17 protein-coding genes are annotated in these 20,176 nt (G+C 34.6%); all 17 read left to right on the forward strand.

All coding sequences use genetic code 11. From position 1 onward, the window contains the following. The first annotated feature begins 9 nt into the window (after positions 1 to 9). The 17 genes from EDD66_RS13365 to EDD66_RS13445 all read left to right on the forward strand — a co-directional run bounded on the left by EDD66_RS13365 (position 10) and on the right by EDD66_RS13445 (position 20,104). Complete coding sequence (locus EDD66_RS13365; protein WP_123610094.1) at positions 10 to 1,122, forward strand: ABC transporter substrate-binding protein; 1,113 nt, start codon at positions 10 to 12, stop codon at positions 1,120 to 1,122. Positions 1,123 to 1,216: 94 nt separating this feature from the next. Beyond that, positions 1,217 to 1,657 carry an RbsD/FucU family protein gene (locus EDD66_RS13370; protein WP_123610095.1) on the forward strand — a complete coding sequence of 147 codons (441 nt, stop codon included), beginning with the start codon at positions 1,217 to 1,219 and terminating at the stop codon, positions 1,655 to 1,657. A gap of 237 nt (positions 1,658 to 1,894) precedes the next feature. Further along, entirely contained in the window at positions 1,895 to 3,574 is a 1,680-nt protein-coding gene (locus EDD66_RS13375; RefSeq protein WP_123610096.1) for a ribulokinase, read from the forward strand. A gap of 267 nt (positions 3,575 to 3,841) precedes the next feature. Continuing rightward, positions 3,842 to 6,556: an aconitate hydratase AcnA gene (acnA, locus tag EDD66_RS13380; RefSeq protein WP_123610097.1), complete on the forward strand. Its 2,715-nt coding sequence runs from the start codon at positions 3,842 to 3,844 to the stop codon at positions 6,554 to 6,556. Positions 6,557 to 6,946: 390 nt separating this feature from the next. Continuing rightward, positions 6,947 to 7,783: a BglG family transcription antiterminator LicT gene (gene licT / locus EDD66_RS13385; protein ID WP_123610098.1), complete on the forward strand. Its 837-nt coding sequence runs from the start codon at positions 6,947 to 6,949 to the stop codon at positions 7,781 to 7,783. A 33-nt stretch (positions 7,784 to 7,816) separates the two neighbouring features. Next, positions 7,817 to 8,305 carry a PTS sugar transporter subunit IIA gene (locus EDD66_RS13390; RefSeq protein ID WP_123610099.1) on the forward strand — a complete coding sequence of 163 codons (489 nt, stop codon included), beginning with the start codon at positions 7,817 to 7,819 and terminating at the stop codon, positions 8,303 to 8,305. Between the two features lie 66 nt (positions 8,306 to 8,371). After that, positions 8,372 to 8,629: an HPr family phosphocarrier protein gene (locus EDD66_RS13395; RefSeq protein ID WP_123610100.1), complete on the forward strand. Its 258-nt coding sequence runs from the start codon at positions 8,372 to 8,374 to the stop codon at positions 8,627 to 8,629. Between the two features lie 60 nt (positions 8,630 to 8,689). After that, entirely contained in the window at positions 8,690 to 10,123 is a 1,434-nt protein-coding gene (nagE, locus tag EDD66_RS13400; protein ID WP_170164354.1) for an N-acetylglucosamine-specific PTS transporter subunit IIBC, read from the forward strand. Between the two features lie 144 nt (positions 10,124 to 10,267). After that, complete coding sequence (locus EDD66_RS13405) at positions 10,268 to 11,182, forward strand: DUF2935 domain-containing protein (RefSeq protein WP_123610101.1); 915 nt, start codon at positions 10,268 to 10,270, stop codon at positions 11,180 to 11,182. A gap of 311 nt (positions 11,183 to 11,493) precedes the next feature. Continuing rightward, positions 11,494 to 12,414, forward strand: coding sequence for an ABC transporter permease (locus EDD66_RS13410; RefSeq protein ID WP_123610102.1), 921 nt, complete (start codon positions 11,494 to 11,496; stop codon positions 12,412 to 12,414). A 17-nt stretch (positions 12,415 to 12,431) separates the two neighbouring features. Beyond that, on the forward strand, positions 12,432 to 13,436 hold the full coding sequence (locus EDD66_RS13415; protein WP_408632114.1) for an ABC transporter permease: 1,005 nt from the start codon (positions 12,432 to 12,434) through the stop codon (positions 13,434 to 13,436). A 17-nt stretch (positions 13,437 to 13,453) separates the two neighbouring features. Next, a complete protein-coding gene (locus EDD66_RS13420; protein WP_123610103.1) occupies positions 13,454 to 14,464 on the forward strand; it encodes an ABC transporter ATP-binding protein in 1,011 nt (336 codons plus the stop codon). Beyond that, a complete protein-coding gene (locus EDD66_RS13425; RefSeq protein WP_123610104.1) occupies positions 14,464 to 15,453 on the forward strand; it encodes an ABC transporter ATP-binding protein in 990 nt (329 codons plus the stop codon). The genes EDD66_RS13420 and EDD66_RS13425 overlap by 1 nt, the downstream gene beginning before the upstream one ends. A gap of 122 nt (positions 15,454 to 15,575) precedes the next feature. Continuing rightward, positions 15,576 to 17,210 (forward strand): peptide ABC transporter substrate-binding protein, encoded by a 1,635-nt coding sequence (locus tag EDD66_RS13430; RefSeq protein WP_123610105.1) that lies wholly within the window; start codon positions 15,576 to 15,578, stop codon positions 17,208 to 17,210. 171 nt (positions 17,211 to 17,381) lie between these two features. Further along, a complete protein-coding gene (locus EDD66_RS13435; protein ID WP_123610106.1) occupies positions 17,382 to 17,771 on the forward strand; it encodes a bacteriohemerythrin in 390 nt (129 codons plus the stop codon). Between the two features lie 220 nt (positions 17,772 to 17,991). Beyond that, positions 17,992 to 18,690, forward strand: coding sequence for a response regulator transcription factor (locus EDD66_RS13440; protein ID WP_123610107.1), 699 nt, complete (start codon positions 17,992 to 17,994; stop codon positions 18,688 to 18,690). Positions 18,691 to 18,709: 19 nt separating this feature from the next. Beyond that, positions 18,710 to 20,104: a sensor histidine kinase gene (locus tag EDD66_RS13445; protein WP_123610108.1), complete on the forward strand. Its 1,395-nt coding sequence runs from the start codon at positions 18,710 to 18,712 to the stop codon at positions 20,102 to 20,104. The last annotated feature ends 72 nt before the right edge of the window (positions 20,105 to 20,176 follow it).

The following is a 20,176-nucleotide window of genomic DNA, read 5'->3' on the forward strand; positions in this document are numbered from 1 at the left end:
AAATATTTTATGAAACTAAAAAAGGTAGTAGCGATGGGGATTGCAACTGTATTAGTTGCAGGTATGATGTTAACAGGATGTGGAAAGAAGGAAGAGGTTACTCCGGAAAACACTGAAAACACTGGTACTGAAACAACAACTGAAACAGATACTGGTAATAGCGAGAATTTAACTGTTGAAATTATTGCAAAAGGTTTTCAACATGATTTCTGGCAGGCAGTTTTAAAAGGAACTGAAAAAGCAGCTGAAGAATTTGGTGTAACAACTAACTTCGTTGGACCAGCAAATGAAAGTGCAATTGCAGAACAAGTAGAACAACTTAATAATGCAATCAATAAAGGACCAAGCGCTATCGCTTTAGCAGCTCTTGATACAAGTGCAGCAGTAGATGCAATTTCCAATGCTCAATCTAAAGGTATTCCAATTGTAGGATTTGATTCAGGTGTTCCTGGTGCTCCGGAAGGATCTGTAGTAGCAAATGCTGCAACTGATAACTACAAAGCTGGAGAATTAGCAGCTGAAAAAATGTATGAAGCAATCAAAGATAAAGTAACTGATCCTGCAGAAACTGTAAGAATCGGTGTTGTAGCTCAAGAAGCAAATTCAGATTCAATCACAAAACGTACAGCAGGTTTTGTTGAAAAAATGTCATCATTAATTGGCGAAGATAAATCAACTGTAGAAGGACATGATAAATATAACAGAAAAGTTGATGGTGCTAAAGTTGTCATTGAAGTAAGAATTCCTTCAGAAGTATCAGATAATGCTGGTAAAACAGAAGCTTTAACTTTACTTAACAAAGCAGATTTAGTAGGTATCTATGGTTCAAATGAATTTGCATCTAAATGTATCATCAATGCAAATGAAGGTATGAATAAACTTGGTACTGATAAAGTTATCGCTATCGGATTTGATTCCGGTGCTCTTCAAATCGATGCAATCAAATCAGGTGTATTCTATGGTTCAATTACTCAGGATCCAATCTCTATTGGATACAACGCTGTTAAACTTGCTGTAGCTGCAGCAAAAGGTGAAGCAGTAACTGACGTGGATACAGGCTGTCAATTCTACAATGCAGAAAACATTGAAAATGAAGATATTGCTCCATTATTATACGAATAAAATCAATATGGCAGAAGAGTGATTGTATATAGATTTGGCTTTGCAGAGCAATCTGCAGAGCCATTCTGCTAAAAAGATAAAAAGGAGAGTTTTTATGTTAAAAGGAATACCCCAAATATTATCACCAGAATTATTAAAAGTTTTATGTGAGATGGGACATAGCGATACAATTGTAATTGCAGACGGCAATTTTCCGGCAGAATCAATGGGTAAGAATGGAAAAGTATTACGTCTGGATGGACACGGTGTTCCAGAAATTTTAGAAGCAATATTAAAAGTTTTTCCTCTTGATAGTTATGTAGAAGAACCAGTGAGTCTTATGGAAGTTGTACCCGGAGATAAGGTAGAAACTCCAATATGGAATACTTACAAAGAAATCGTAAGTAAATATGATGGACGTGGTGAGAAATGCGTAGGTAATATTGAACGTTTCAAATTTTATGATAAAGCGAAAGAAGCTTATGCGATTATAGCAACAAGTGAAAAAGCTCTTTATGCCAATGTATTATTACAAAAAGGTGTAGTAGTAGAGTAAAAACATATAAGGAAGAAAATAATTCAAATTTATATATATCTAAAGTAAAACAACATAAATTTTGCCCTCTCAGTAATTAATATAAATAATAAGCAGACACTTGCCACATGAGTATCTGGAATTAGAGTGGTGGCTATCTATATGAAGATAACCATCACTCTTTTTAGCTAAAATGAAAGAAGTAGTATTAATATTTAAGAAGTAATAATGGTGAACTTATAGAAAGGCGGCTACATTATGGAAAATAAAAAATATTCAATTGGATTAGATTATGGCACACAATCAGGAAGGGCAGTTTTAGTAGATGTTTCAACAGGAGATATTGTTGCTCAGGCTGTAAAAGAATATACTCACGGAGTAATTGATGAATATTTACCAGATAGTAATATTAAATTAGGTCATGACTGGGCATTAGAACATCCAGGGGACTATTTAGAAGTGGTTGAGACTACAATACCTGAGGTATTAAGGATATCAGGAGTAAGAGCAGAAGATGTGATCGGTATATCGGTGGATTTTACTGCTTGTACGATTCTTCCAATTGATAAAGATGGTCTGCCATTAATGTTTCATGAAGATTTAAAAGGGGAACCACATGCCTGGCTGAAATTATGGAAGCATCATGCTGCCCAGTCACAGGCAAACAAGTTGAACAAAATTGCTAAGGAAAGAGGTGAGAAATTCTTAGCCAGATATGGTGGGAAGATTTCTTCAGAATGGATGATTCCAAAATTGATGCAGATTTTAGATGAAGCACCGGAAATATATGAGACAGCAGACCGTTTTATGGAAGCAGCAGATTGGATTACTATGATGCTTACAGGAGAAGAAAGAAGAAACAGCTGTACAGCCGGATATAAAGATATGTGGCATAAGCAGGAAGGTTTTCCTTCCAAAGAATTTTTCAAAGCATTGGATCCAAGGCTTGAGAATGTAGTGGAAGATAAATTAAATGCTGATATTTATCCCCTTGGAGGAAAAGCTGGAGAATTAACAAAGGAAATGGCAGAAAAAGTTGGACTTATGCCTGGAACATCAGTGGGAATCCCGAATATTGATGCCCACGTAGCAGTGCCGGCAGTGGGGATTACAGAACCAGGAAAGATGCTAATGATTATGGGAACATCAACCTGCCATATCATGTTAAATGATAAAGAGGTAATTGTACCGGGTATGTGCGGCGTTGTGGAAGATGGTGTAATTCCGGGATACTTTGGCTACGAAGCAGGCCAGGCCTGTGTAGGGGATCATTTCGAGTGGTTTGTAGAGAATTGTGTATCAAAAGAATATTATGATGCTGCCAAAGCTGCAGGCCAGAATATCCATCAATATCTAACAGAAAAGGCCGGTAAATTAAAAGTGGGAGAGAGTGGTTTAATTGCACTTGATTGGTGGAATGGCAATCGTTCTGTGCTGGTAGATGCTGACCTTACAGGAATGATATTAGGATGTACGCTTTTAACAAAACCGGAAGAAATCTATAGAGCTTTGATCGAAGCTACAGCCTATGGCACTAAGATGATCATAGATACTTTTGAAAAGACAGGAGTGGCAATAAATGAACTCTTTGCTTGTGGCGGTATCTCGAAGAAGAATAAATTAATGATGCAAATATATTCAGATGTAACAAATCGTGAAATTCGTATTTCTTCATCAGACCAGACCCCGGCATTAGGAGCTGCTATGTTTGCAGCTGTTGCGGCAGGAAAAGAAAAAGGCGGATATGATTCTATTGTAGATGCAGCAAAAGTAATGGGAAAAGTGGAAGAAGAATATTATAAACCAATCAAAGAAAATGTTTTAATGTATGATAGATTATACAAAGAGTATGAAAGGTTACACGACTATTTGGGCAAAGGTGAGAATGATGTCATGAAACACCTTAAAGCCATTAAAACAGAAGCAAGAAAGAAATAGCAGAAGAGGTAATTGGGAAACTAATAAGTATTCTAAATTTGTGATACAATTCATACAAATTCCTTCGCTCCAACGCTCCTTCCGCTTAACTTCCGCTCCGGAATTGTATTATTTGTATCACAAATGACCAAAATTTTGGAGTTTCCCAATTACCTAAAAAATATACTTTCACAAGATGAAAGCAAAAATTTAAAATTACCCCCCTTGCCGATTTGTTATGGAAATGATAAGATTTCAATAATTCAATCGGAAAGGGTGGTAATTTTTATGTATCAGGGAATAAAAGGAAAAGCTCTTAAACAATTACAAATAGATAATCGAATTTATGATTACTATAGTATACTTTCTTTACAAGAAGAAGGTTATGATATAAAACATCTTCCATATTCAATTCGGATACTGTTAGAATCTGTGCTAAGGCAATGTGATAATTACATTATTACAGAGGAACATATTCGTAACCTGGCAAATTGGAATAACTTTGAAAACCTGGAAGCAGAGGTGCCATTTAAACCGGCAAGAGTAATATTGCAAGATTTTACGGGAGTTCCTGCTGTTGTGGATTTAGCATCAATGCGTCTGGCAATGGAAAAGGTAAATGGAAATATTAATAAAATAAATCCGGAAGTTCCAGTGGACCTTGTTATCGATCACTCAGTTCAAGTGGATGAATATATTTCTAAGAATGCCTTAAAGGATAATATAAAGATTGAATTTGAAAGAAACATGGAACGATATCAGTTCTTAAACTGGGCAAAAGAAGTATTTGCCAATTTCAACGTAGTTCCTCCTGCGACAGGCATTGTCCATCAGGTAAATTTAGAATATCTGGCAAAAGTAGTAATAGAGAAGTCAGAAAAAGATAGAACAGTTATATATCCTGATACATTAGTAGGAACAGATTCTCATACTACCATGATCAATGGTCTTGGTGTATTAGGGTGGGGTGTTGGAGGAATTGAAGCGGAAGCCGGTATGCTTGGACAACCATCCTATTTCCCGATCCCCGAAGTGATAGGAGTCCGTATTACAGGTTCTTTAAATACAGGTGTGAATGCTACGGATCTTGCTCTTCATATTACAAAAGTATTGCGTGGCAGAGGAGTGGTAGGTAAATTCATAGAATATTTTGGAGAGGGAGTAAACCAATTATCATTGGCAGATAGGGCAACAGTAGCCAATATGGCACCTGAATACGGTGCAACTTGTGGTTTCTTTCCAGTGGATGAAGAAACTCTTAATTACCTGGAATTAACGGGACGTTCGAAGGAGCATATTAGTCTGGTAGAGAAGTATCTTAAAGAAAATTATATGTTCTATGATAAAAATCAAGAGGAACCAAACTATAGTGAGATTATTGAAATAGACTTAAATGAGATTGAAACCTCTTTATCAGGACCAAAGCGGCCTCAGGACTTGATTCCTCTAAGCAGGATGAAAAAAGAATTTGTTAAGTCTGTTACAACAGCTCTTGGTAATCAGGGACATGGGCTTTCCGAGGAAGAGTTTGAAAAAGAGGTTACCATTCAATTGCCGGATGGAAGAAGCAGTACTATGAGAACAGGTTCCATTGCCATAGCAGCTATTACATCCTGTACAAATACCTCTAATCCAACGGTTATGATAGGAGCGGGTCTGCTTGCCAGAAATGCAGTTCTAAAAGGTCTGAAAGTGCCAGCTCATGTAAAAACTTCTTTGGCACCAGGTTCAAAAGTAGTAACGGGATATTTGAAAGAGGCAGGGCTGCTGGAATATTTAGAACATCTAGGTTTTCATATTGTTGGTTATGGCTGCACCACTTGCATTGGTAATTCGGGACCTTTATTACCGGAAATCTCAAAAGAAATTATAGAAAATGATTTATTAGTTACTTCAATATTATCAGGAAATCGTAATTTTGAAGGCCGTATACATCAATTAGTAAAAGCAAATTATCTGGCATCCCCTATTTTAGTTGTAGCATATGCAATTGCAGGAACCATGAATATTGATTTGCTGAAGGAACCATTAGGCGTGAATGATTCTAAAGAGCCAGTGTATCTGAAAGATATATGGCCTTCATCAAACGAGATTTCCAGAGAAGTTATTAAAAGTGTGAAGCCGGAATTATTCAAAAATGAATATAAAACAGTTTATGAAGATAATTCCCTGTGGAACTCAATAAAGGTTGAAAAAAATGAATTATATGAATTTGACAGAGAATCAACATATATACAAAATCCTACTTTCTTTGCCCATATGTCCAAAGAACCTGGTAAAATAAAACCAATATCAGGGATAAGGGTGGTAGGAAAGTTCGGTGATTCTATTACTACAGACCATATTTCACCAGCAGGCTCCATAGGAAAGAATACCCCGGCAGGTAAATATTTAATGGAACATGGCATCAATCCTGAAAATTTCAATACGTATGGATCCAGGAGGGGAAATCATGAAATCATGATGAGAGGAACTTTTGCTAATATACGGATCCGTAACCAGCTGGCACCAGGTATTGACGGCGGATATACAACTTATTGGCCTGAAAATGAGGTAATGCCAATCTATGATGCCTGCATGAAATATAAAGAAAATAATACAGGTTTAGCAATCCTTTCTGGTAAAGATTATGGCATGGGTTCTTCCAGAGACTGGGCGGCAAAAGGTCCCAGCCTTCTTGGAATTAAGATAGTAATCGCAGAAAGTTATGAACGTATTCATCGCTCTAACCTTGTAATGATGGGGATTCTGCCTCTCCAATTTATAGATGGTGATACTCCTGAGAGCTTAGGATTGACTGGTGAAGAAATTTTAAGTGTTGATATTGATGAATCAGTAAAACCTTTTGATAAAGTTCTGGTTACAGCAAGTTTAAATGGAAACATTACAAAATTTAATTGCAGGGTTCGTTTTGATTCCATAATCGATATTGATTATTATCGCCATGGTGGTATCTTGCAGATGGTTTTACGCGATAAGCTAAAAAGTGATTTAAATCCCTAAAATATGAAAAAATATATCTAATAATCACTAATTTTGCACCTGAATTATAAAATAAGTATAAAAAATATCTAAAAAATCTATTGACAATTAGTATAAACGTTGTTAAAATGAGAAAGAATTAGAAATAAATAATTACTTGGATTGTTACTGGGATGCAGGCAAGACCAAATTTTGTAGGGCAATATTTAAAGATTTTGTCTTGTAAGATTTGGTCTTTTTTATGCCCAAAAGGACCTTATCAATCAGTATCTGATGACTACCAACTGTAACACTCCCACTTCTAAAGTGGGAGATAACAGTTGCTACGTCCCTAGATAAGAGGGGCTAAGATTCAGATGTGGTAAAAACCACACCTGAATCAAGTTTCACTTTATATTTTGAGGTGTAATAATGCAAATTGAGAAAGTAATCAATAATAATGTGGTAAGTGCAAGGGATGAAAGCAATCGTGAAGTTGTTGTGATGGGCAAAGGAATTGGTTTTAAGGCCAAAGCAGGAAATATAATTAAAAAAGAGAAGATTGAAAAGATTTTCTACATGGATAGCCAAAGTTCAGTAGATAAATTTAAAGAATTATTAACAACGATGCCATTAGAGCACATACAAGTATCTAGTGATATTGTAGAATATGCGAAAAGGGTTTTAAATAAGAAATTAAACCAAAACATATATATTACATTAACAGATCATATTAATTTTGCTGTAGAACGTTTCAATCAAGGCATGATGTTTCAAAATCCATTATTGTGGGAGGTGAAAAATTTTTATCGCCAGGAATATTTAATTGGTGAGTATGCGGTAGCTTTAATAAGAAAGGAATTGGGTGTGAACCTTCCTGTTGATGAAGTGGCATCTGTTGCTCTGCATATTGTAAATGCCGAATATGATACAGTGATGGGTGAAGCGATTAATATAACAAGGTGTATTCCCGAAATTCTACAGATAGTAAAAGATTACTTTGAAATAGAGCTTGATGAAGAATCCATACATTATGAAAGATTTATCACTCATTTAAAATTCCTCACTCAAAGAATGGTGAAGAAAGAGTTATTAGATAATAAAGATAAAGATTTTAAAGAAATGATTGAAAGATTATATACTGAAGAATATAAATGTGCCCAGAATATTGCAGATTATATTAAAGAGCATTTTGGTCACAATATTACAGAAGAAGAATTAACGTACTTAACAGTACACATAAGGCGAGTTTTATTAGCAGATAATTAAGAGACAATCAAAAGGATTAATTAAGGAGGAACTATGTTTAATAAATTAAAGGAAGCATTTGGACTAGGCAGTAAAAAGAATGTAATTTTAGCACCGGTGGAAGGAGAGGTATGTCCGCTCAGTGAAGTAAGTGATCCTACCTTTGCAACAGGAATTTTAGGAAAAGGAGTTGCTATCAGGCCCAACAGAGGAAGAGTGGTAGCACCTGCAAACGGAGTGGTTACTATAATGTTTGATACAAAACATGCAGTTACTATAACAACGGATACTGGAGCTGAGATTTTAATCCATATTGGGTTAGATACTGTGAACTTAAAAGGAGAGCATTTTAAGTCCTATGTAAAAGCGGATGACAGAGTAAAAGCTGGGGATTTATTGGTAGAGTTTGATATTCCTAAGATCAAGGAAGCAGGATATGAAGTTATTACACCTGTTGTTATCTGTAATTCAGACAATTTTCCGGAATTGCAGACAATCACAGGAAAAGCAGTAAAAGAATTAGATGAAATTATAAATATATAGAAATTTTTTCTAATATTTATATTTTTATATAGTTACAAAAGCATTCTATAATGGAAGGAGGGCAACATGAGAGAAATAAAGTATGTCATCAAGGATGAGATGGGTATCCATGCAAGACCTGCTGGGCTTTTAATTAAAGAAGCTGGTAAATTTACCTGTACCATCAACATCAAGAAGGACACAAAAGAAGTGGATGCAAAACGCATTATAGGAGTTATGGGACTTGGGGTCAAACAAGGAGAAGAAATAACAGTTATTTTTAATGGCCCGGATGAGGAAGAAGCAGCAAAGACGGTCGCAGAATTTTTAAAATCCAATTTATAATTTGGTACTTGCGTGTAGCTACACAAAGGTAGCAGCGCGAAAGAAAGGGGAAGTTTTATTATGATGAAATATCTTCAAAGATTAGGTAAATCTTTAATGTTACCTGTAGCATGTTTACCAGTGGCTGGTATCCTTATGGGTATTGGTTATTGGATCGATCCAACTGGCTGGGGTGCTAACAATGTATTATCTGCATTCTTAATTAAAGCCGGTGGAGCTTTAATCGATAATATGGCAATTCTGTTTGCAATTGGTGTAGCTGTTGGTATGGCGAAAGATAACGATGGAACAGCTGCTCTTGCAGGTCTTGTTTCCTGGTTAATGATTACCACTTTATTATCAAGTGGTGCAGTTGCAATGTTTACAGGACAAGAAGCAGCAGATCCTGCTTTTGGTAAGATCGCAAATCAATTTATTGGTATTCTTTCAGGTCTTATTGGTGCTTCTTGCTACAATAAATTCAAAAATACAAAATTACCGGATGCGTTGGCATTCTTTAGTGGTAAGAGATGTGTAGCAATTGTAACAGCAGGTGCTTCCGTATTAGTAAGTGTTGTTTTATTCTTCGTATGGCCAGTTATTTTCGGCGCATTAGTTTCATTTGGTACAGCGATTACAAGCACAGGAGCAATCGGTGCCGGTATCTACGCATTCTTAAACAGATTATTAATTCCAGTTGGTCTTCACCATGCATTAAATTCAGTATTCTGGTTTGATGTTGCAGGTATTAATGACTTAGGTAACTTCTGGTCAGGTGAAGGTACATTAGGTACAACTGGTATGTATATGGCTGGTTTCTTCCCAGTTATGATGTTTGGTTTACCTGCTGCAGCATTAGCAATGTATCATACTGCAAAATCTAATAAGAAAAAAATCGCAGCAGGTTTATTAGGAGCAGCAGCTTTGTGTTCATTCTTTACAGGTGTTACAGAACCATTAGAATTCGCATTCATGTTCTTAGCTCCTGGACTATACTTAGTACATGCAATTTTAACAGGTATCTCTGTATTTATCGTTGCTTTATTACCAGCCAGAGCAGGTTTTAACTTTAGTGCAGGTCTAGTTGACTTCGTTTTAAGTTTTAAAGCTCCAATGGCTCAAAATCCATTATTATTACTTCCAGTTGGTTTAGGATTTGCAGTTGCTTATTATGGTATTTTCCGTTTTGTAATCACTAAATTTAATCTTAAAACTCCAGGTAGGGAAGATGATGATGTTACTGAAGAAGAATTACATACTACAATTTCTTACAGTGACTATGCACAAGTTGCAGCTACAATTCTAGAAGGCCTTGGTGGTAAAGATAATATTGCTTCCGTTGACAACTGTATTACAAGACTTCGTATTGAAGTAAAAGATTACACAGTGGTAAATGAAAAGAAAATTAAATCTGCAGGTGTAGCCGGCGTTATCAGACCAAGCAGAACCAGTGTTCAAGTTATTGTTGGAACTCAGGTTCAACATGTTGCAGATGAATTAAAGAAATTACTATAATTATATTTTATATGGTTATAAGAGTTTAATATATTTAATAAAGTATAGGAATGAAGGTAAATCCTTTCATTCCTATATTTTTATCTGATGATATCAATAATCAAAAGATTGCATATAGTATAATAAAAAAGTAAAGGATTTGTTATGCAGAAGTATGTTGTTTTGTCATTAGAATTACATTTGTTCTTTGCCAGAATTATGAAAGAACATTCGTTATTCTTAGAAGCAGGCTTTGTACAAAAAGACGAAAACTTCATAAAAGAGGCAGATAACTATAGAAGACAGTTTGAAAAACTTTTGTTTGATGTGGTACAATTAAGTGATGGAATTGTAAGATGCGATATTTTAGATTCAGGTGAAATTGTTACAGAATTTACTTGCAGTACAGAAAAACACACAGAAAAATTATCGGGTATTCCAATCAATACAGAAATTACCAGATTGGAACAGGGACTAAGATGTGAAAGGGTATCCCGTATCACTTCGGATATCACCAGAAGAGTACGAAGGATCAATCGGGAAGCAATCAGGTTATTAGACGGCCTGATCCATTTAAAAGAGGAAATACTACGTAAAGTATTGTCATGTGATATGTACACATTTAATTATCCTCTATTAATAAAACATATAACAAGAGAAGCAAAACTTTATCGTTCCTATATTATAGCATTAGAGAACGGGAAAGATATAGAAAGTCAAAGTATGAAGCAAGTTGAATTGTTCTGGAACCAAATTATGATGGAACATGCATTGTTTATTCGTGGATTGTTAGATCCAACAGAAAACGAACTTATCGATACTTCCAATGAATTTGCAAAAGAATTTGCATGTCTTTTAGAAGCAGCCAAGGACATGACAGATGAAACAATTGAGAGCATCACCAACGAAACCATTCGTAAAACAGTACAGCTGCGTGATTTTAAAGAAGCAGGAACAAAAGGAATTGATTGCTGTGAAATTCAATCAATAATATTACCATTATTAGCAGATCATGTATTAAGAGAAGCAAATCATTATTTAAGATTATTATATTCAGAAAAAAACTATTGTAATAAATAAGATTTATTGTTATAATGGCATAAGTATATTAATAGAATTAATAAATAGCCATAAGGGAGTGGATTTCAATTCCTGTCTTATGGCTTTTTTCATTTCTGCGAGAGTAATTAAGGAAATTGAATAAATAATTTTAATAATTACAAAAATATGTTAGATTTTCCTAAATATATTAATATATCTAATAAATGCCTCTATTGTTACTTATTTATATTGACAAAATTGTAGGAAACAATGTATGATTATAATGGCATTTGTTTAAAGTTGTAAAGTAAACAAGTAGTTTAAAAATGTAAGAAAGTAGGTTGAATTTCATGGCAAAGTACATGATAAAGAGGATTGTTGCGGCCATTTTTACGGTATTTATAGCTGCAACCATTACGTTTTTCTTGATGAAATTAGTTCCAGGTAGCCCGTTCACTTCAGAGAAGACCAATGAGATTGCAGAAGCTGCATTGAATGAAAAGTATGGTTTAGATAAACCAATATACGTTCAATATCAGAAATACATAGGTCAATTATTAAAAGGGGACCTTGGAATTAGCTATAAACTTAGAAAAAATGTGTCGGTAGCAAGAATTATAGAAGATTCATTCCCAATTTCAGCAAAACTGGGAGGATTTGCTATATTGTTTGCTATGGCTTTTGGTATACCATTAGGATGTATCGCTGCACTTCGTAGGAATAAGTGGCAGGATAACGTAATCCGTGTAATGTCAACGGCAGGTATTGCAATACCAGGATTTGTTATTGCGACTACATCGATGTTAATATTTGCACTAAGTTTAAAGTGGCTTCCAACATATGGATTGGATGAACCGGCTAGTTATATCTTACCAGTATTTACATTAGGATTTTACCCAATGTGTTATATTGCAAGATTGCTTCGTTCCAGTATGCTTGAAGCAATGGGACAGGACTATATTAGAACTGCCAAAGCCAAAGGTATGTCAGATTTTGTGGTAACTTTTAAACATGCAATGCGTAATTCGCTGATTCCTGTTATTACATATCTTGGACCACTTGTAGCATATACATTAACAGGTGGATTCGTTGTTGAAAAAGTTTTTAATATACCTGGTTTAGGACGTTATTTTATTAAAGCAATAGATGCCAGGGATTATAATATAATTATGGGTACAACGATTTTCTTAGCAGCTCTTATTATTATTATGAACCTTGTATGTGACATATTATACAAAGTAGTTGATCCAAGAATTAATTTAAATGAATAGAAAGGAGCAAAATCGTGATTTTAAATAATAAAAAATTATTTAGTACTCAAATAGAAGTGACCGCAGATGATTTTGCACCTGCTTCCAATAGAGAAAAAAATGAATTAGTAACCATGGGGGAAAATACCAGTTTTTGGAAGGATGCATGGAGAAGATTAAAACAGAATAAGATAGCAATGGTTTCTTTAGTAATTATTATCCTTATTTTATTATTTGCAATTGTGGGACCATATCTTAGCCCATATAGTTATAGTCAACAAATCAGAGGAGATGAAAATCTTACTCCATGTTTCAAACATCCATTTGGAACGGATAATTTGGGACGTGATTTATTGGTCAGAACTATGATCGGAGCCAGAATTTCACTTCTTATCGGTATTGGAGCAGCATTACTTGTATTAGTGATTGGTTCTATATATGGAGCAATATCAGGACTGCTCGGCGGAACGGCAGATGCAGTTATGATGAGAATCGTGGAAGTTATTTACTCACTTCCGGATATGTTAGTTATTATACTTTTAAGTATTGTATTAAATGATCCATTGACAGCAGCGTTTGACTCTGGGAAAGCCCTCGGAGGATTACAAGTTTTAGGACCTGGTATTATAGCTATGTTCATCGTATACGCTCTTCTTTACTGGGTTGGTATGGCGAGGATTGTACGTGGTCAGGTATTGCAATTAAAAGAGATGGAATATGTAAATGCAGCAAGAGCGTTAGGGTCTAACAATGCAAGATTAATTAAAAAACATTTATTACCAAACTGTGTTGGACAATTAGTTGTAACCACCATGCTTCAAATTCCTTCAGCAATCTTTACAGAAGCATATTTAAGTTTCTTGGGAATTGGTGTAAATAAACCCCTTGCAAGTTTAGGTTCCCTGGCTTCAGATGCTTTAAATGGTATTTCGTCTTATCCATATCGTTTGCTGTTCCCGGCAATTACGATTAGTATTATTATCTTAGCTTTTAACTTATTTGGTGATGGTCTTCGTGATGCACTGGATCCAAAGATGAAATAACGAAGGAGGACATTGTTATGGCAGAATTAAATAATAAATCATTACTTAATGTAAATGATTTCGAAGTGTCTTTCTTTACTTATGCGGGAGAGGTTAAGGCAGTTCGAGGCGTTACTTATGAATTAAAACATGGTGAAGTAATGGGAATCGTAGGAGAGTCAGGTAGTGGTAAATCCGTATCATCCTATGGTTTAATGGGAATTATTCCTGATCCAGGTAAAATTATAGGTGGTTCCATTACTTTTGACGGGAAAGATATAACAACAATGCCAGAGAAAGAAATGGCTCAAATCAGAGGAAAAGACGTAAGTATGATTTTCCAGGATCCAATGACATCCTTAAATCCGGTCTATACGGTAGGAAATCAAATTGATGAATCTTTAAGAAAACATACTGATTTAAATAAGCAACAAAGAGAAGAGAGAATTATTGAATTATTTAAACTTGTTGGTATCAACCAGCCTGAGAAGAGAATGCATCAATATCCCCATGAATTCTCCGGTGGTATGAGACAGCGCGTTATGATTGCAATGGCTTTAGCCTGTAATCCAAAATTATTGATAGCTGATGAGCCTACAACTGCTTTAGATGTTACAATTCAGGCACAGATTATTGAGCTTATGAAGGAATTGAAAGACAAAATTAATATGTCAATCATCTTTATTACTCATGATTTAGGAGTTGTATCTGAGATTTGTGACAAGGTTGCAGTAATGTATGCAGGTAATATAGTAGAAAGTGGAAGTATTGATGATATCTTCTATGATCCAAAACATCCTTATACATGGGGATTATTAAAATCAATTCCAAAACTAAATGCAGAAGAGCATGAACGTTTAATTCCGATTGAAGGTACTCCGGTAGACTTGATTAATCCTCCACAAGGCTGTGCCTTTGCACCTAGATGCGAACATGCTATGAAAATTTGTTTGACCAAGAAACCTCCTCTATGTCATGTTGGAGAGAATCACGATTCTCTTTGCTGGCTGAATGTGAAAGAAGAATTTGATAAGGAGAGTGGGAAGTAATGGCAGAACAATTAAAGAGTGATAACCTGATTGAGATCAAAGGTCTAAAGAAATATTTCCCAATCAAGGAAGGGTTATTTAAAACAAATAATGTAAAAGCAGTAGATGATGTCAGTCTGTTTATAAAAAAAGGTGAAACATTAGGTCTTGTAGGTGAAAGTGGCTGTGGTAAGACAACATTTGGAAGAACCATATTAAGACTGCATGAACCAACAGAAGGTCAGATTATCTATGATGGAAAAGATATTACGAAAGAAGATATGCTGCCATATAGAAGAAAAATGCAGATTATCTTTCAAGATCCATATGCATCTCTAGATCCAAGAATGACCGTTGGCGATATTGTCGGTGAGCCGCTGGACATTCATAAGATGTATAAAACAAAAGAAGAAAGAAAAGAAAAGATTTATAAATTACTTGAAACGGTAGGATTAAATGCAGAACATGCCAATCGATTTGCACACGAGTTCTCTGGCGGACAAAGACAAAGAATTGGGATTGCTAGAGCATTAGCAGTAGAACCTGAATTTATTGTTTGTGATGAACCGGTATCTGCATTAGATGTATCTATTCAGGCACAGGTAGTAAACATGCTGGAAGATTTACAGGCGGAAAAAGGATTTACATACCTTTTTATAGCACATGATTTATCAATTGTAAAACATATCAGTAATCGTATTGGTGTTATGTACCTGGGACATCTGGTAGAATTAACAACAAGTCAGGAATTATACAAAAATCCATTGCATCCATACACTAAAACATTGCTTTCAGCAATTCCGGTTGCGGATCCTAAGACAAGCAGAAGCAGAGAGCGTATTGTCTTAAATGGAGATATACCAAGTCCATTAAATCCACCTAGTGGATGTACTTTTAGGACCAGGTGTCCGTATGCGACGGACATTTGTGCGAAGGAAAAACCAATATTTAGGGAATATGGCACTGAGCATTATGTAGCCTGTCATAATCTTGAAAATATTAATAATTAATAGAATGTTCTTTTTAAATGTGATTTAAAATTTCAATATAAGGTTATCTTATATAATAGAAATTATTAAATAAAATTAGAGCTTCTTAAATTAGGAAGACTCAATAAAAAAGGAGGAAGATTATGAAAAAGACAAACGTAACAAAACGTCTTGCCGTGTTAATGTTATTAGTAATGGTCATTACTACAGCTTTAACTGCATGTGGCGGCAAAAAAGAAGAGGGAGCTTCTGGCGACAAATTAGAACTTAATGTACATGTTGGCCCAGAGCCAAATACAATTGATCCTGCATTAAATACTGCTGTTGATGGTGGTACTTTAATCAATCATGCATTTGAAGGATTAATGAAATTAAATGATAAAGGTGAAGTAGTAAATGGTCAGGCAGCTGATGTAAAAATAAGTGATGATCAATTAGTATATACCTTTACTCTTCGTGATGACGCGAAATGGTCTGATGGAGAAGCCGTGAAAGCTTCAGACTTTGAATATGCCTGGAGAAGAGCAGTAGATCCTGCTACAGCATCTGAATATAACTATATGCTTGGACCAGTTTTAAATGCATATGAAGTTATGGCTGGTGAAAAAGATCCTAGCGAGTTAGGTGTGAAAGCAGTTGATGAAAAAACATTTGAAGTTACATTAGCAACACCTACAACTTATTTCTTAGAAATCGCAGCATTCCCAACAACTTACCCGGTAAGAGAGGATATTGTCAGTGCTAACCCAGATACTTGGGCTACAGAACCAGAAACTTATATCGGAAATGGACCATATGTATTAGATACTTGGGAACACCAGGCTAAAATGGTATTTGTAAAAAATGAAAACTATTATGATGTATCTAAATTAGGTCCAGATGCAATTAATTTTGTATTAATGGATGATCAAAATACAATTCTTACAGCATTCAAGAACAATGAAATTGTATTTGGTGATGATCTTCCAAGTGAAAATATCGAAGCTATGACAGATAATGGCCTATATATTGAAGGACAATTAGGAACTTATTTCTTATGTCTTAATGTAGAAAAAGAAGAATTTAAAGATGTGAAAGTTCGTCAGGCACTTGCATTAGCTCTTGATAGAAATTATATTGTTGAATCAGTAGCTAAGGGTGGCCAACAACCAGCAGATACATTTGTTGCAACAGGTCTTTCTGATACTGATATTGAAAAAGAATTCCATGATACTGCAGAACCTTGGTATGATGTAAATGATTACGAAGGTAATGTAGCAAAAGCAAAACAACTTCTTGCAGAAGCTGGTTATGCTGATGGAAAAGGTTTCCCAACAATCGAATTAATGGCTAATCCAGGTCATGAAAATATTATGGAAGCTGTACAAAATATGTGGGCTGAAAACTTAGGACTTAATGTAACAATTTCTTCTCAAGACTGGAATGTATTTATTGATACAAGAAAAGAAGGAAATTATCAAGTTGCTCGTCATGGTTGGTTAGCAGATTACAATGATCCTATTTCATTCCTTGATATGTGGGTAACAGGCGGTGGAAATAATGATGCTCAATGGTCTAATGCAGAATATGATGCATTAATTAAGACTGTTCAAACATCTACAGATAGAGAAGTGAGATATCAGGCAATGCATGATGCTGAAAAAATCTTGGGTGAAGAAATGCCAATCATCCCTATCTATTACTATACTGATCTTTACTTAAAATCAGATAAGTTAGAAGGATTCTATACATCACCACTTGGATTTAAATTCTTTATGTATTCATCATTAGCTGAATAATAATATAGTATTATATATAGGAAGGTCCTTTGCGAAAGCAAAGGGCCTTTTTAATAGGAATAATATAGGAATCTCTTGCATTCGTTTGGTAAATAGTGTAGAATTAACACACAAATGTCAGAGAGTGAAATAAACGGATATGTTTAATACGAATGAAGGGAGAAATAAGATATGTTTGAAATGAAAGATGAGTTTTTAACAGGAATTGAGTTAATTGATGATGAGCACAGAGAATTGTTTCGAATCGCTCAAACTGCCATGGATTTGTATCAGGATGAATATGTGGCAGATAAATATGACCATATTATTGAAATTCTTAAAGAATTAAAAGCTTATGCTATAAAGCATTTTGCTGATGAAGAGGCTTATATGGAGAGTATCCAGTATAAGAGATTATTTACCCAGAAAATAGAGCATAATGCGTTTGTTGAAAAATTGAATGAATTTGACCTTGATAAGATTGATGAAAATCAGGAGGGTGCTATTTTAGATTTATTAAACTTTTTAAATGATTGGTTAGTAAATCACATTCTTGAAAAAGACAAGCTTATTTCACAGTAAATTAATTAAGTGCTAATATATAGAAAGATGTGTTAATATATACGATAAAAATCGGAAAACTTGTGTATAATGTTTTCCGATTTTTTATATCTCTTCATATTATCTTCATAATTTTCTGGTAGGATGGAATAAAGAGATATATTAATTATAGATAATATATTAATGCAGATCAAAATTCAAAAATAACGGATTTGCTTATGTAAAAATTTGTGAGGGACTTATGAGTGATAAAAAACAGAAAATATTGATTGTGGATGATGAACAAAAAATAGTAGAGGCAGTAAAGGCTTACCTGGAAAATAGTAATTATGAGGTGATCACAGCATCAGATGGAGAGGATGCTCTAATACAATTTGAAAAATATTATCCGGATTTAGTAATACTTGATCTTATGTTACCTAAGATTTCAGGGGAAGAGGTATGCAGAATGATTCGTAGAAAATCCCGGGTACCAATTATAATGCTTACAGCCAAAGTAAACGAAGATGATAAAATAACTGGTTTTCACATTGGGGCAGATGATTACCTGACAAAACCCTTTAGCCCAAGAGAGCTGGTCGTAAGAGTTCAGAGTCTGCTTCGCCGCTGCTCAGAGGGAATTTCACCATTATTTAGTATAATGAACTGGAATAATGATGATTTAATCATTGATTTAACAAAATTAAAGGTCCAAAAGAGTGGTAAGGAAATTAACTTAACTCCAAATGAGTTTAGAATATTATCTGTATTAGTAAAGTATCCCAATAAAGTATTTACAAGGGATGAGTTAATTGAAGTTGCACTGGGATTTGATTTTGAAGGATTTGAGAGAACAATAGATTCCCATATCAAGAATTTAAGAAGTAAGATTGAGGATAATAGTTCTAATCCCAAATATATAGTAACTGTGAGAGGAATTGGCTATAAATTTGAAGGATAGGGAATTTAGGAGGAATACCATGAAGATAAGCCTGAAAGTAAAGCTGACAATTTCATACGTTTTAATCTCATTATTCCTGGTATTCTCTCTTTTATTTGCGGCCAGGTATATGATTAATAATCAATTTGAATATTACGTGAAGAAAAATCAAAATGAAAATGCAAGGCTTATTTCAGAACAGGTAGTAAAGGCATTTAAACAGGCAGAAGGGATTCCTTCCAATGAAACTTTGATAAATATCGGTGATATGGCATTGGAAAAGGGATTTATACTTCGAATCTATAATACTTCTGGGAATATGATCTGGTGCATGGATCTGGTAGACAATGCAAGCTGCGGTACGATGCTTCATAATATAGAAAATAATATGAAGAGTATATATCCTAATTTTGATGGGAAATATGTTGAGACGAACTTTTTAATTAAAGATAGTGAAACCGTATTAGGAACTATTAATTTAGGACATTATGGCCCATTTTATTTTGGTGACAGTGAAGTGCAGTTTCTAAAAATCATGAATCAGGTGTTTTTATTTGGTGCCATAGCTGCATTGTTCATCGCCATATGTTTGGGCTTTTTAATGGCAAGTAGAATAACAAGGCCAATTCATAGAATAATTGATCAGACACATGAAATGGAACAGGGAAAATATAAACATCTGATAGATATATCAACCAATACATTGGAACTATCAACGATGATTCAAAGTGTAAATAGTCTAGCCACGACCTTGGAACGTCAAAGTATCATAAGAAAAAATTTAGCTAGAAATTACGCCCATGAAATAAGAACTCCATTAGCTTCCCTTAGGTCCAATCTGGAGGCTATGATTGATGGAATCTGGGAGCCAACAAAAGAAAGACTGGAAAGCTGTAACGAAGAAATTTTACGGCTCACCAGAATGATTGGTGATATTGACAAATTGGTTGCAATTGAAGATGAGAATTTAATTTTAACCAAGGAAAAGTTTGATTTATTGGAATTGATTCACCAGATAACTATGAATTTTGATTCTTTATTATTAGAGAAAAAGATTGATTTAATAATTCTTGGCAAATCAAGTATGATATATGCAGATAAGGATAAGATAGGCCAGGTGCTGATAAATCTTATTTCTAATGGAATTAAATATTCCAATGATTATGGAAAAATAATCATTCAGATTAATCAGGATAAAGAGAAAACAGAACTTATTATAGAAGATACGGGAATAGGGATGGCACAAGAGGAACTCCCATTGATTTTTGAACATCTGTATCGAACAGATAAATCACGTTCCAGTTCTACTGGCGGCAGTGGGATTGGTTTAGCAGTAGTAAAAGCAATTATAGATGCTCATAATGGTAAAATTTCTGTCACGAGTGTACTGGGAAAAGGAAGCACTTTTCTTGTAAGCCTTCCAAATAATTTTTAAATCTCCATAATAAATTCATAATTATAATCTATAGTAAAATAAGGCTGAAAGAAATCTGTCAACTTTGAGTTA

The sequence above is a fragment of the Mobilisporobacter senegalensis genome, from assembly GCF_003752155.1.
Lineage (GTDB): Bacteria > Bacillota > Clostridia > Lachnospirales > Lachnospiraceae > Mobilisporobacter > Mobilisporobacter senegalensis.